This window comes from Chryseobacterium sp. L12, assembly GCF_056133985.1.
The window spans coordinates 277,039-290,240 of the sequence record NZ_JBVYOF010000001.1; the positions used below are offsets into that span (position 1 = coordinate 277,039).

Consider the following 13,202-nt stretch of genomic DNA (forward strand, 5'->3'; position numbering starts at 1 on the left):
CAATCTCAAATCTAACTTTAATTCAATTTTATTGACATGGGAAATTTCAGAAAAGAAAGTGATCTTTTAGGAGAATTAAATGTTCCTTCAGATGCTTATTTCGGAGTTCAGACTCAAAGAGCTATAGATAATTTTAAAATTTCGGGACAGCTTCTGTCTTCTTATCCTGAATTCATCAGAGGACTTGCTTTTGTAAAGAAAGCAGCAGCAAAAACCAACTATGAATTAGGTCTTTTAAGTGAAGATTTATACTTCAACATTGCCGAAACCTGTGATGAATTGATAGCCGGTTTATTGCACAGTGAATTCCCGATAGACATGATTCAGGGAGGAGCAGGAACTTCAATCAATATGAATGCGAATGAAGTCATCGCAAACCGAGTTTTGGAAAAGCTTGGGAAAAATAAAGGTCAATATGAATTTTGCTCGCCCAATGATCATATCAATCTTTCGCAGTCAACCAACGATGCATATCCAACGGCAATCAAGCTGGGATTATTGCAGATGAATGAGAATTTGGTGAAAAAACTGCAGAATATTGTAGATGCATTCCGGGAAAAAGGAAAGGAATTCCGTAATGTTATAAAGATGGGACGAACTCAGCTTCAGGATGCGGTTCCGATGACGATGGGACAGGAGTTTGAAGCATTTGCAGCTACTCTGGAAGAAGATATCTCAAAATTGAATAACAATGCTAATCTTTTTGTAGAAGTCAATATGGGGGCAACTGCAATCGGCACGGGAATTAATGCTCCCATTGGTTATGCGCAGCTTTGTGCAGCAAATCTTGCAGCAATTACAGGATACCCTATTGTTTCCGCTCCTGATTTGGTAGAAGCTACTCCAGATACAGGTTCGTATGTAATTTATTCTTCTGCGATGAAGCGTTTGGCTGTTAAATTATCAAAAATCTGCAACGATCTGAGATTGCTTGCTTCGGGTCCGAGAGCGGGTCTTTCAGAAATCAATCTTCCGCCGATGCAGCCGGGTTCTTCCATTATGCCCGGGAAAGTAAATCCGGTAATACCGGAAGTAGTTAATCAGGTTTGTTTTAAAATTATAGGAAATGATCTGACCGTAACTTTTGCAGCAGAAGCAGGACAGCTGCAGCTGAATGTCATGGAGCCGGTTCTTTCTCACGCAATTATGGAAAATATCCAGTTTTTGTGTAATGCGCTGGATACACTTCGTGAAAAATGCGTAGTAGGAATCACCGCAAATAAAGAAGTTTGCCTGAATATGGTAAGACACAGTATTGGAATTGTAACTGCCCTCAATCCTTATATTGGATATAAACAATCCACAGAAATTGCAAAAGAAGCCCTTGAAACTGGTAAAAGTGTTTATAATCTTGTTCTGGAACATGGGTTGCTTTCACAGGAGAAATTAGACGAAATCCTTGATCCTAGAAATATGCTTACTCCTCATTATAAATAATACTAACGGTAATTGATCAATGATTATTGATGAAGTTCAAGTGCTGAATTTTTATCATTTATCAATTATTATTCATCATTCATTTTGTCTTGAAGTTTTTAATCATAATTCCGGCACACAACGAAGAAAAAAACCTTCCGTTTACTTTAAATTCCTTACAACAGCAAAGTTATAAGGATTTTAGAACAGTGATTGTAAATGATGGTTCAACTGACAGAACATCTGATGTTATCAAAAATTATACTGAAAATGACAACAGATTTTACAGTATTAGTCTTGAAAAATCAGCTCATCAGCCTGGCTCAAAAGTGGTTGCTGCTTTCAAAAAAGGTCTGGAAACACAAAATCCGGACGATTTCGATATAATCTGTAAGTTCGATTCAGATGTAATTCTTTCGGAGGATTATCTGGAAACAGTAAAACAGGCTTTTCATAAAAATCCTGATTATGGTTTGGTTGGAGGATTGTTATATGTGGAAAAAAATGGAGAATGGATATATGAGGGAAACTCAAATAAGCATCATGTACGCGGTCCGATGAAAGCTTATCGCAAAAAATGTTTTCAGCAAATGGGCGGTCTGCGCGAAACGCTCGGTTGGGATAATATTGATGCCATTCTGCTGAAAAACTTAGGCTGGAAAGAAGTAGTGATTCCTGAATTACATGTAAAACTTATTAAAGTAAAAGGTGCAGATTACACCATAAAACCCGCCGATTATTATGGGAAGTACTTTTATTTTTTAGGTCTAAACCGTTTTCTGACGTATGTCGCAGCAGCAAAAGAGGCAGTAAAAATTAAATCGCCATCATTTTTAATGAAAATTATCAGCTCTTACGAGAGATGTAAATCTCAGAATCTTGAGCTAAGAATTTCCAAAGATGAACAGAAAATAATTAATCAGGAACGGTGGAATCAGTTTAAAAAGAAATGGTTGAAATTTTGAAAAAAATAGCCTATATAGAAATTGATACCCACGCTGAAATTGCTGAAGATTTTATGGATTTAATGGAAGATTCAAAAGAATTTTCTGTAGATTATTATTTTTCAGAAAAGATCAAAAACAGAATTTCAAGAACTTCTGATAGTGTTTTTTTATCAGATCAGTCAATGATTCTTAATCAGCTGAAACGAAATAAATATGATCTGGTTATTATTGGAACTGCTCACCGTTATTTCAATACTTTTTTGTCCATTACCAAAAAATACAAAACCGCTGTCATTGTTCATAATCTCAATTTTTCAAAAATTTCTACATTAGCTTTGTTTAGAAATATCTTTAAAGAAGATGTTGTGTATAGGCTTAAGCTTTTGTTAAAAGAAGGTTTGCTGAGTGCGGCAAAAGTGTACAGTAGTGCAAATTGTCTTTTCGTTTTAGACGAAAATCTATTGTTAAAAAATCATCAGTTTCTGCCTCTATTTTATACCAGAAGATATGCCAAGACTGAAAATAAAGCTTTAACGATTGTGATTCCGGGAGGAGTTTCACAAAAAAGAAGAGATTATCATCATATTATTAGCGTTATTAAAAACTCAAAAGAAGCAAAAAAAATAGAATTTGTTTTTCTGGGTAAAGCTTCGGGCGCGGAATTGAAGGAAATTCTTGATTTAAAACGTGAGGTTGAAGATGTTAATATCACATTCTTTACCGAACGCATTTCTCAGCAGGAATTTGAAATCTGGATGAAAAAAGCTGATCTTATCTGGTGTCCTATTCAGCAGGAAACAGAGTTTTTCAGTCAGAAGGAGAGATATGGGCAAACCAAAATGACCGGTAATATTGGCGATGCCATTAAGTTTGGTAAAGCTGCCGTTTTCCCTCAAAATTATTCTTCAGATTTAGAATTTATTTTTCCTGAAAAAGAAAATGTAATTCAACAGTTTTATGACCTGAGAAAAATTCAGTTTGATTTTCAGGAAAAATTTAGCAAAAATCAGATTCTTAAGAAATTGGAGGGAAAACTCTCCCGAATTATTTGAATTTAAGGATACTTCTTATAAATTTCATATTCACATATTGTTCTACCGGGAAAATTTTAGTAAAATAATTTCCGATGAAGATGAGCAATAAAACTACCGCTGGTTTGTATACCATGTTGATGAAATTGTTCTCAAAAACGGGCAAAACGATCGCAACTGTAATTGCCAATGTACAAATTATCGAAACAAAGATCATTTCAATGGAAAAAGGTGAAACCTTGAATACAAAATAATTAAAAATAACTTTTATCAGATTATAAAGACTTACCGAAATCGCGGTCGACAAAGCAATTCCGATCAGTGAAAGCGCAGTGTAGTTGATGAAATACCAGTTAAGTCCAATGGTTAGTCCTGCTAACAGTAGCATTACGATAATATTAAATTTATAATATTTGGAAAGCGAGATAATGTTTCCGTTGAAACCGGTCGCCAAATCCATCAAAACTGCAGAACCCCAAATCCAGATTACAGGTTCATACATTCTGAGTGCATCTCCTTTATTGGGCATAAAGTGAGTGAGATACGGAAACCCGACCATGATACAGCCAAATAAAACTGCTCCCAGAAAGTAAATTGTCAGTGAGGTTTTTTTGTGAAATCTGTCAAGCTCTTCCATGTCTCCATCCGCTAAATTTTTTCTGATAAGAGGTGCGGAAATATTAAATAAACCCAGCTGCGGAATAGAAATCAGAGAGATTAAAGCTAATAAAATACTGTAAATCGCAATTTCTTCTTCACCAATAAATTCACCAATCATATAATTATTAATCGCCATGTGATTGCCGAAAGTTCCAAGGAAACCAAAAAAACTGTAAGACGCAAATTCTTTATAGAAGTTATCTTTTTTGAAATAATCCCTGTTGAAATCAAGATGTACTTTTTCAAGTTTGTTGGTGTAATAAATATATCCTGAAAGCATTAAAGCAAACATGCCGAAGAAAAATGCCAGTGCAGCCTGTTCAGAAAACTGAAAGTAAAAGAAAAGGCAAAATGCACCCAGATTCGCCAGTTTAGGCAAAAGATTATCAAAAATATTAGAAACAACAATTCGCTTATAGTTGGAAATATATTTATTGAAGACCGCACACAAAGAGAGTATTAAAACAAGAGGAAGAATGTATTTCTTACTCTCCCAGATTTTCATCTTAGTAAACTCAGGGAAAAATTGCGGGATAAGAAAAAAAACAGCAAGAAAAACCACAAAATTTACAGATACTAAACCCAGGGAAAGGGATAGCATATTTTGATGTTTTCCATCTTCGTGAGCTTTTCCGAAAAACTTTACATTGGAATACGAAATGCCTAAAACAACAAAAGGAACCAGCATTTCTGCTGCCGACATAATGTATCTTAAAGTTCCGTAAAAAAAGAGATCATTGGTGAAAATGAAAATAGAAAACATCCCGATAAGGGTTGCTGTATATCCAATGAGTGAATATTTAAAACCTTGTCTTGCAACTACACTCATATTCAGGATTGTTGTTTTGGAATGAAAATGATGTTGTTGATGTATTCGGTTTTGTTTTTTTCGTCCTGAATATTTCTGAGCAGGATTTCTTCCGTCAGTAATTCAGGTGTGAATGTTTTTCGGTTTAAGTAATGCGCTTCAAATCCCCAGCTTTTAACTTCTTCAATTTCTTTCCAGATGGGGTTTTGGTGATGTCGCTGTTCCATTTCCACCATCAGAACGGGCTTAAACTTCCGAATCGTATTTTTTCCTCCGATTAATGTTTTCATTTCATTGCCTTCTACATCAATTTTAATAAAATCTAATCTTTCTACGGGGTTTGATTTTATCCAATCATCCAGTTTTACCACGTCAACGATTTCGGTGTAGCTTTTTTCTTCGCCTTTTTCTTTATAGGAAGTGTTAAGTGTTCCTCTGGAAGCAACTGTTTTTCCTTTAATAACCGGAACTTTAAATTGGGCAGTTGTATTTTCATCAGAAAGTGCAGCCGAAGAAATTTTCATTTTAGGAAAAAGTCTTTTCAGTCTGATGTTTAATTTTTTGTTAGGCTCAAAACCGTAAATATTCTTGTGGTTCAGCTTATTTTCAAACTGATAAAGAAAAGTTCCCACATTGGCTCCAATATCGAAAACAACAGCGTCTTTGCTTAGAAAGTCTTTTATCCATACCAGTTCAGGTTCTACATTTCTATCCGAAAAGTTCTCTTTACTGAGGTTTTTTAAATTCTTAAAATATCTCTGCTTATAGAAACTGGGACTTATATATTGCAGATTTTCTGCTAATTGCTGATATAAAGACATTCGATGGAATTTAAGCTTGCAAAATTAAGGAAAAATGATGGTCTGTTTGTAGAGGTGGTTAATTTTTATCCGTTTTCGATTGCATTTTCCAGAAAATCGTTCAGAGGCTTTGCAGCTGAAAATACCGTGGAGAATTTTTGAACAGCATCAGGATGAGACACTTCTGTGTCGGATAATCGGTGAATACCAATGAAGCTTTTTAACTTTAGATATTCCGACATAGGATCTTCTTTTTCAAAACCCTGCGGCACTTTTTTTAGTTTGTCTTCCTGATCCAGTTCGCCAAAATGTTTTTTAAAGTCATTGTTTTCTATAGCTTTTAAAAAATCATCTTTAAACAGAGATATTTCTTTTCTTATTGATTTTAAAACGGGTGATTCCGGAAGATAGATTCCGCTTGCCAGAAAAGATTTTCCTGGTTCTATATGAATGTAATGTCCGGATTTGCTCCCGTTTTTTCCCATTCCGAAAGAAGCTCCGAAATTGGTCTTGTACGGAGTTTTATCTTTTGAAAATCTTGTATCACGGTAAATTCTGAATAGGGATTTTTTAGGATCTGCCTTTAGGATATTTTTATCAAATTTTCCCAACTCGTTCATCAGCGCTTCTATAAAATCCTGAAAATCAGATAAGGCTTCTGTATAAAGTGTTTTGTTTTCGTTGAACCATTCACGGTTGTTGTTTTTTTCGAGATGACGCAGAAAATCAATTATTTTAGCAGAAATAAAAGTTGCCATTGGTTTTTTAATCAAAGATAGATAATAAATATGAAATGATTGGATGATGTTTTTATCAATTCATAATTCATAAGGAAATTTTGATTCTCATTTAGACGGCAATTATTGTTGAAAAATTTTTAAATTTAAAATAAAAAAATTGTGGTTTTTCTCTATTATTTTGAAAATGATTATGGTTTTACAAATTAAAATTATCAATTCGTTAATATTATATAATCTAATATTCAAATAAATATTGTATCTTTGCAAAAATTTTATAATATTTAATGAATTTATTTACGGAGACCAATTTAAGTCCTGATTTACTTAAGGCAATTGGCGAACTGGGTTACGAAAGCCCGACAGAAATCCAAAAACAGACTATCCCTTTTATTCTTTCAGATATTCGCGACTTGATCGCACTTGCGCAGACAGGGACAGGCAAAACAGCAGCGTTTTCGCTTCCGATTTTGGATATGATTGACGATACGAGTCGCAAAATCCAACTTTTGGTGCTTTGTCCGACACGGGAATTATGTCTTCAGATTACGAAAGACATCAAAAATTATTCAAAATACATGCAGAACATCAAAACTACAGCAGTTTATGGTGGTAGCAGTATTATGGATCAGATTCGTTCTTTAAAGGAAAAACCGCAGATTATTGTAGGAACTCCGGGAAGAGTGATTGATTTGATTAACAGAAAAGCTTTAGATTTTTCTGCAATTCACTGGCTGGTTTTAGACGAAGCAGATGAGATGCTTTCAATGGGTTTCAAAGACGAATTGGAAACGATCATGAGTGAAACTCCTGAAACTAAACAGACTTTCTTATTCTCTGCTACGATGAGCAAAGAAGTAGAAAGAATTTCTAAGAACTATCTTACAAAACCTCACAGAATCTCAGTAGGTTCTATTAACGAGGTTAAAAAGAACATTAAGCATGAATATTATGTTGCAGGTTACCGTCAGAAAAAAGAAGCTCTGAAGAGACTTATTGACGCTAATCCTAACCAGTATTCTATCATTTTCTGCAGAACAAGAATGGAAACTCAGGAAGTTGCCGATTTCTTGATGCAGAATGGTTATGCAGCAGATGCGCTTCATGGCGATCTTTCTCAGGCGCAGAGAGATACGGTGATGAAGAAATTCAGACTGAAAAATATTGATATTCTGGTTGCTACCGATGTTGCGGCAAGAGGTTTAGATGTAAATTCTCTTACGCACGTAGTGCATTATTCTTTACCAGATGATCCGGAAGTTTTCGTACACAGAAGCGGAAGGACAGGAAGAGCAGGTAAAGACGGTATTTCAATTGCATTGATAAAGCCTGAAGAAAGCAGAAAATTGAAGCAGATAAAATCTGTTACAAAAATAGAAATCAACGAAGGTAAAATTCCTACCGGTGAAGATATCATAAAAGCACAGGTTGGAGGAGTTTTTGAAAGTCTTTTTGAAGTACACGAAGATTTCTTTGAGTTTGATGATTCATTGATTCCTGATTTGTCGGCTTTTTCAAAAGAAGAATTGGTGCACAAATTACTTCAGTTCCAGCTAAAAGAACTTGCTTTGTACTATAAAGACAGACATGATCTGATAGAGCAAAAACTAAGCAGCAGAGATGATGACAGAGGTGGAAGAGGGGACAGAAGAGATCGTGACAGAGGCAGAGACCGTGACAGAGGAAGGGATCGTGAACGTGGCGAAAGAAGAGGCGGTAAGCCAAGACAGCGCGACGAAAATATGACGAGATTTTTCTTCAATCTTGGTAAAAAAGACCAGCTGAAGAAAATTGATGTTCTTGAAATTATCAATAAAGCGACTTCAAGCAAAGGAAATAAGCGTGCTGAAATCGGAAATATTGAGATTCTTGAAAAATTTTCATTCTTTGAAGTGGAGAAATCATTTAAAGGAGAACTTTTAGGAAATATTTCTTCTATGAAGTTTAAAGGAAAGGAAATGAGAGCTGAAGAGGCTAACTAAACATTTCTGAAGATATATGAAAACCGGCATCACTGCCGGTTTTTTGTTTTCGGGGATAATATCATTTCAATATTAACAAAAATTAATGTTGGAAGCTTCATTCAACAATCCTTTTTTAAGAAATTTGCACTCGAAATTTATAAACACTATATATGGGAATTGGTAATATTTTCCACGCTTTTCAACCTAAAGATAAAATTTTCTTTGTGCTTTTCGAGAAAGTTACTGATAATCTGGTTGCTATGTCTAATGAGTTTAATCACGGAATCAAAGATTTTGATCTGAACGATGATTCTATGCTTAAGCTGATGAGCGATTATGAGCACAAAAATGATGAGCTTACCCACGAGATTTTCGTTGAGCTTGGAAAAAATTTCATTACACCTTTTGATCGTGAAGATATTCACACTCTGGCTACAGGTCTTGATGATATTGCAGACTATATCTATGCTTCGGCAAAATATATTTTCCTTTACAAGTCTCCGAGAATGAAGGCTTATGCTGATTTCTCTTTGCTGATCCACAAAGCATGTCTGGAAATTCAGAATGCTATGAAAAATCTGAAAGGATTCAAAAATATGGAGCAGGTAAAAGAAGCTTGTATCAAAGTAAATTCTATTGAAAATATTGCGGATGATCTTCTTTCTAATTCTATGGTAGAATTGTTTGAAACCAACGATGCGATCAACATTATTAAAGTTTCATCTGTATTGAATTATCTTGAAATAGTAACCGATAAAGCAGAAGATGTTGCCAACACGATTGAGAACATCATGATTAAGTACGCATAAAACAAGATAACAAAAATGGAATTTCCTATTTTACTTACGGTTATTATTGCTTTAGCCTTAATCTTCGATTATATCAATGGTTTTCACGATGCGGCAAACTCTATTGCAACCATTGTTTCTACAAAAGTTCTTACGCCATTTCAGGCGGTACTTTGGGCGGCTGTATGGAATTTTGCGGCATTTTTTATCGCAGCTTATGTTATCGGAGAGTTTAAAATCGGTAATACGATTGCCAAAACCGTCAACGAAAATTTTATTACGCTGGAAGTGATATTTTCCGGACTGATTGCTGCAATTGCATGGAATCTTCTCACATGGTGGTTTGGTATTCCTTCATCATCTTCCCATACTTTAATTGGCGGATTTTTGGGAGCAGCTTTAATGCATGCTTTTATGATGGACTATCATGACGTAGCTTCTGCATCACCAGAGCTTGGTTTTTTTGAAACGGTTAAAGAAGCTTTCACTCAGTTAGCTCAGCAGAATGTTGTGAAATTTAACAAGGTAATACCTATTTTCCTCTTTATATTTCTTGCTCCGATTATCGGGATGGTAATTTCTATCATCATTACCCTGATTATTGTGCATATTTATAAGAAATCTAATCCTCATAAAGCTGATAAAGCCTTCAAAAGAATGCAGTTGGCGTCTTCGGCTTTGTTCAGTTTAGGGCATGGTCTTAACGACGCACAGAAGGTAATGGGTATTATTGGTGCTGCATTGATCTATTATCACGTTAATATGCTTCAGGATCCTGTTTATCTTCAGATTCCTACTGCAGAGCGTTTCAATTATTTTTCAGAACATTATATGTGGGTACCTTTGGTTTCCTTTATTGCAATTGCATTGGGAACGATGAGCGGAGGCTGGAAAATTATTAAAACCATGGGAACTAAAATTACCAAAGTAACTCCATTGGAAGGGGTGAGCGCGGAAACTGCGGGAGCGATTACACTTTTTATTACCGATCACTTTGGGATTCCGGTTTCTACTACCCACACGATTACAGGTTCTATTATCGGGGTTGGTCTTACTAAAAGAATTTCAGCGGTACGTTGGGGAATCACGGTAAGCTTGCTTTGGGCATGGGTTCTTACCATTCCAATCTCGGCAATTGTTGCAGGGCTTACTTATCTTGCTGTGACGATGTTCTAAGTTGGCTCTTTATGTAAAAAAACTAAATCCTCCCGAATTTTTCAGGAGGATTATTTGTTGGTTTATGCTTTCTTTTTAAACTCGGCGAGCTTCAGGGCATCTTTAATCATCTTACCCGGTCGGAAGATGGTTTTTACCGTTTTGATACTAGAAGCGTTTACTTCTTCTGCTGTGTCTTTTCCTTCGCTGGAACCGCCTGCCTGTAGAGTGAAATACTCACCTACATACACAATCTTACCGTCGGCTACATCGTCGGCAATTTTAGAAAATGTGCTTTCGAGTACGGCAAGAATATCGGCTTTGGATACGGTAGAAACGGTAGAAGCATATTTGGCAAGATCTTCGAGGGTAGTCTGCCCATTGCCTACAATGTCAGCGTAGAATTTTTGGGGAGCTGTGGGATTCTGAGGATTTCTCTTCTGGATAACATTAAATGTAATTGGCATTTTTTTTTCGTTTATAGTGTTAAACATTTGTTATTGTATATACTAATGTAACAAAAAATAACCTCCTATTATTGCCCTGTAGATAAAAATCTACACCATACGAATGATACTTAAAAAAATAAGACGTGTCATTGTAGAAAATGATACGTCTCATTTAAACAAATTAGACGTGTAAATTTATCGGTTTACACGTCTTATTTTAAAAAGATCAAAAGATCATTTTATTTATTTCTTCAAAAGGCTTTCTATGAGCTTGTTTTGAGATTCTATCAAAAGCGTAATCTGCTGTTGCTGTAAAGTAATCTGTTCCTGATTTTTCAAAACGCTTTCCATAAGCTCCGGCGGAGCCATATTATTAATTGTAGGATAGTACTGCTGTTGTACTGAACTATTATCATTAAAAACAGGATTATGATTTACAATATTTTGATCCTTATTATCTAATAAACTATAAAGATCTAAATTGTAAATCTCAGAAATTTTAACAAGATTATCGGTCGTGGGTTTTGCCTGATCGGTTTCCCAAAGATGATAGGCAGGCTGGGATACTTTTAGCCTTTCTGCAATTTCTGCCTGCGAAAAATTCTTACTGTGTCTCAGATTCTCAGTTTTACTCCTAAGCTCATTGTAAATATTTTTTCCAAAAATACTAATCTTTTTAAGATTATAAGACTACTTATTAATTTTATAAGTAAACTTATTAAAATCCTACCCTAAACTTTTTATTTTTGAAAACTGGTAATCAAAAAATTTGATTACCAAATAATTTTTATCTTTAACCATTCAAATTTTTCAGCACATGATGAAAAAACATTTATTTCTCAGGCTCTGCCTGATTCTTGCTGTCGGTGTCTCGGCATTCTCCTGCCGCACCGAAGACTTTTACAACGAAGAAGAAGCACACGGCAACACGGGCTTGCGACTGACTTCCCAAAGAATTTCTCTTAACGAATCTAAGCACAAAACAAAGCTATTGCCAGATCTGGAAAAGCAGAAACAGCAATAGAGAAAAAAGCACTCAATGTACAGGGTAAATCGGTAAATATCGGAAACGGAATTACCATTGATACCGATCAGGTGGTCTACATGGAAAACGGTCCCGATTTTCACACCTACACCTTCAGTGTCATCCGTGACAACACAGCTGCCAACGCTCCGGTAGAAAATATTCTCATGACTCCCAATACAGACGGAAGCTACAGGGTATTTCATATTGTCCTTAATCTTACCGAAGCAGACAAATCCAAAATTGCCAACGGGGAATTTGTAGATTACAAAAATAAACAGCAGGTTACTGAATTGGCAGGAATCAGTAATCTGTCGTCTCTTTCGCAAAGAACGTCCTGTACATTGGAGTATTATTCTTATCCTGTACCATGCATCGGTTCTGAAAAGCATCTGCCGGGCGAAGCTGGTTGTCCTTATACGGGCGATAATCGTGCTTACTGGGCAACAGGAGTTTTCTGGAACTGCCAGTATGTACCGGAACGTGTAGATCATATAATTGCTCTTCAGGAAGGTGGTGGAGGCGGTGGAGGCGGCGGTCTCGGAGCAGAAGGACAGCAGCCACCTGATGACTGTACTTCTATTGCCACAGATCCTACGCAGGTAGGCTTGGTAAGCCCAACAGGATGTAATATCGGAGTTCCAACGGAGCCGATTGTAAGACCTTCGCAGATACCCTGCGAAAAAACAAAAGCATTACTGGCAGACCCTGTGGTGCAAACCAAAATTGATTCTCTAGAGGGGCAATCTAAACTCGGTGGTGAAAAAGCTTTTTTGTATATGAATAATAATACTACTTCTGCACTTATAGCTGGTGGGGAGCATCACGTAAAGTTGTCGCAATATACTGATTACAAAGGAATCTATCATAACCATACACCTCTTGGGACAAAAATGTTGTCAGTAAATGATATTGTTACTCTATATAAAAACATCGTATATGATCAAACTCCAGCTACGGCAAAAGATACATTTGTAGGGATGGTTGCCCACGAAACCTGCAACTGCCCACCGGATAACTTCGTGTACCATAATTATCTCTTGCGCTTTAATGGGGACTTATCAACTGCAGGTGCTATTGCAACTATGAGTGCGGAAAAAATTAAAAAAATTGAAGATAAATATTGGGCTTTAGAGTCAGAATTATTAGGGATACCATCCTTACGAAATGGATCGGGTTTATCAGCGAGCTTAAATGCGCAGGGATTGGAACGGTTATTTTTTGGTATATTAGCTAAAATGAATATTGCTACTAATCAGATTACTTTACAAAAAATAGAGAAAGACGGAACCATTAATACAATACAGTTGAATCCGGATGGTACAACCACTCCTGTACCATGCCCATAAAAAAATTATTATGAAAAATATTAAAATTATCATCATTTTTGCTGTTTTACTTAATGTAATCAATTGCAAAGCTT

General features: G+C 35.8%; 13 protein-coding genes and 1 pseudogene. 8 read left to right on the forward strand and 6 right to left on the reverse strand.

What is annotated here, in order from left to right:
• The first annotated feature begins 36 nt into the window (after window positions 1-36).
• The 3 genes from aspA to AC0NBN_RS01320 all read left to right on the forward strand — a co-directional run bounded on the left by aspA (window position 37) and on the right by AC0NBN_RS01320 (window position 3,415).
• Window positions 37-1,437 carry an aspartate ammonia-lyase gene (aspA, locus tag AC0NBN_RS01310; protein WP_160811502.1) on the forward strand — a complete coding sequence of 467 codons (1,401 nt, stop codon included), beginning with the start codon at window positions 37-39 and terminating at the stop codon, window positions 1,435-1,437.
• Window positions 1,438-1,526: 89 nt separating this feature from the next.
• Entirely contained in the window at window positions 1,527-2,381 is an 855-nt protein-coding gene (locus AC0NBN_RS01315; RefSeq protein ID WP_160811501.1) for a glycosyltransferase family 2 protein, read from the forward strand.
• Window positions 2,378-3,415, forward strand: a complete 1,038-nt coding sequence (locus tag AC0NBN_RS01320; RefSeq protein WP_160811500.1) for a hypothetical protein — start codon at window positions 2,378-2,380, stop codon at window positions 3,413-3,415. The genes AC0NBN_RS01315 and AC0NBN_RS01320 overlap by 4 nt, the downstream gene beginning before the upstream one ends.
• Here AC0NBN_RS01320 and AC0NBN_RS01325 read toward each other — a convergent pair.
• The 3 genes from AC0NBN_RS01325 to AC0NBN_RS01335 form a co-directional block, all read right to left on the reverse strand.
• Entirely contained in the window at window positions 3,408-4,883 is a 1,476-nt protein-coding gene (locus AC0NBN_RS01325) for a lipopolysaccharide biosynthesis protein (protein ID WP_143884008.1), read from the reverse strand. The genes AC0NBN_RS01320 and AC0NBN_RS01325 overlap by 8 nt on opposite strands.
• Window positions 4,884-4,885: 2 nt before the next feature.
• Complete coding sequence (locus AC0NBN_RS01330) at window positions 4,886-5,683, reverse strand: FkbM family methyltransferase (protein WP_143884007.1); 798 nt, start codon at window positions 5,681-5,683, stop codon at window positions 4,886-4,888.
• A 65-nt stretch (window positions 5,684-5,748) separates the two neighbouring features.
• Complete coding sequence (locus AC0NBN_RS01335; protein ID WP_160811499.1) at window positions 5,749-6,420, reverse strand: DUF2461 domain-containing protein; 672 nt, start codon at window positions 6,418-6,420, stop codon at window positions 5,749-5,751.
• A gap of 266 nt (window positions 6,421-6,686) precedes the next feature.
• Here AC0NBN_RS01335 and AC0NBN_RS01340 point away from each other — a divergent pair, with 266 nt between their 5' ends.
• From AC0NBN_RS01340 to AC0NBN_RS01350, 3 genes are all read left to right on the forward strand, one after another.
• Window positions 6,687-8,381, forward strand: coding sequence for a DEAD/DEAH box helicase (locus AC0NBN_RS01340; RefSeq protein ID WP_143884005.1), 1,695 nt, complete (start codon window positions 6,687-6,689; stop codon window positions 8,379-8,381).
• A 152-nt stretch (window positions 8,382-8,533) separates the two neighbouring features.
• Complete coding sequence (locus tag AC0NBN_RS01345) at window positions 8,534-9,172, forward strand: DUF47 domain-containing protein (RefSeq protein ID WP_143884004.1); 639 nt, start codon at window positions 8,534-8,536, stop codon at window positions 9,170-9,172.
• Between the two features lie 15 nt (window positions 9,173-9,187).
• Window positions 9,188-10,327: an inorganic phosphate transporter gene (locus AC0NBN_RS01350; RefSeq protein ID WP_143884003.1), complete on the forward strand. Its 1,140-nt coding sequence runs from the start codon at window positions 9,188-9,190 to the stop codon at window positions 10,325-10,327.
• Window positions 10,328-10,389: 62 nt separating this feature from the next.
• Here AC0NBN_RS01350 and AC0NBN_RS01355 read toward each other — a convergent pair whose 3' ends face one another.
• The 3 genes and pseudogenes from AC0NBN_RS01355 to AC0NBN_RS01365 form a co-directional block, all read right to left on the reverse strand.
• The gene (locus AC0NBN_RS01355) at window positions 10,390-10,773 is read right to left on the reverse strand and encodes an HU family DNA-binding protein (protein WP_130913976.1); all 384 of its coding nucleotides are present in this window, start codon (window positions 10,771-10,773) and stop codon (window positions 10,390-10,392) included.
• Between the two features lie 225 nt (window positions 10,774-10,998).
• Complete coding sequence (locus AC0NBN_RS01360) at window positions 10,999-11,124, reverse strand: hypothetical protein (protein WP_262484129.1); 126 nt, start codon at window positions 11,122-11,124, stop codon at window positions 10,999-11,001.
• Between the two features lie 90 nt (window positions 11,125-11,214).
• A pseudogene (locus tag AC0NBN_RS01365) lies at window positions 11,215-11,427 on the reverse strand (helix-turn-helix domain-containing protein); the annotation flags it as partial.
• A 145-nt stretch (window positions 11,428-11,572) separates the two neighbouring features.
• On the opposite strand from AC0NBN_RS01365, the gene AC0NBN_RS01370 reads away from it, so the two are divergent.
• Window positions 11,573-11,779 (forward strand): hypothetical protein, encoded by a 207-nt coding sequence (locus AC0NBN_RS01370; protein ID WP_160811498.1) that lies wholly within the window; start codon window positions 11,573-11,575, stop codon window positions 11,777-11,779.
• A gap of 80 nt (window positions 11,780-11,859) precedes the next feature.
• Entirely contained in the window at window positions 11,860-13,128 is a 1,269-nt protein-coding gene (locus AC0NBN_RS01375; protein WP_160811497.1) for a hypothetical protein, read from the forward strand.
• Window positions 13,129-13,202 lie beyond the last annotated feature (74 nt).

Bases quoted from the DNA above. Each gene is read 5' to 3' on its own strand.
- AC0NBN_RS01370 (WP_160811498.1), top strand. From the start codon at position 11,573: ATGATGAAAAAACATTTATTTCTCAGGCTCTGCCTGATTCTTGCTGTC.
- AC0NBN_RS01375 (WP_160811497.1), top strand. From the start codon at position 11,860: ATGGAAAACGGTCCCGATTTTCACACCTACACCTTCAGTGTCATCCGT.
- AC0NBN_RS01340 (WP_143884005.1), top strand. From the start codon at position 6,687: ATGAATTTATTTACGGAGACCAATTTAAGTCCTGATTTACTTAAGGCA.
- AC0NBN_RS01345 (WP_143884004.1), top strand. From the start codon at position 8,534: ATGGGAATTGGTAATATTTTCCACGCTTTTCAACCTAAAGATAAAATT.
- AC0NBN_RS01330 (WP_143884007.1), bottom strand. From the start codon at position 5,683: ATGTCTTTATATCAGCAATTAGCAGAAAATCTGCAATATATAAGTCCC.
- AC0NBN_RS01360 (WP_262484129.1), bottom strand. From the start codon at position 11,124: ATGGCTCCGCCGGAGCTTATGGAAAGCGTTTTGAAAAATCAGGAACAG.
- AC0NBN_RS01335 (WP_160811499.1), bottom strand. From the start codon at position 6,420: ATGGCAACTTTTATTTCTGCTAAAATAATTGATTTTCTGCGTCATCTC.
- AC0NBN_RS01325 (WP_143884008.1), bottom strand. From the start codon at position 4,883: ATGAGTGTAGTTGCAAGACAAGGTTTTAAATATTCACTCATTGGATAT.
- AC0NBN_RS01350 (WP_143884003.1), top strand. From the start codon at position 9,188: ATGGAATTTCCTATTTTACTTACGGTTATTATTGCTTTAGCCTTAATC.
- AC0NBN_RS01355 (WP_130913976.1), bottom strand. From the start codon at position 10,773: ATGCCAATTACATTTAATGTTATCCAGAAGAGAAATCCTCAGAATCCC.
- aspA (WP_160811502.1), top strand. From the start codon at position 37: ATGGGAAATTTCAGAAAAGAAAGTGATCTTTTAGGAGAATTAAATGTT.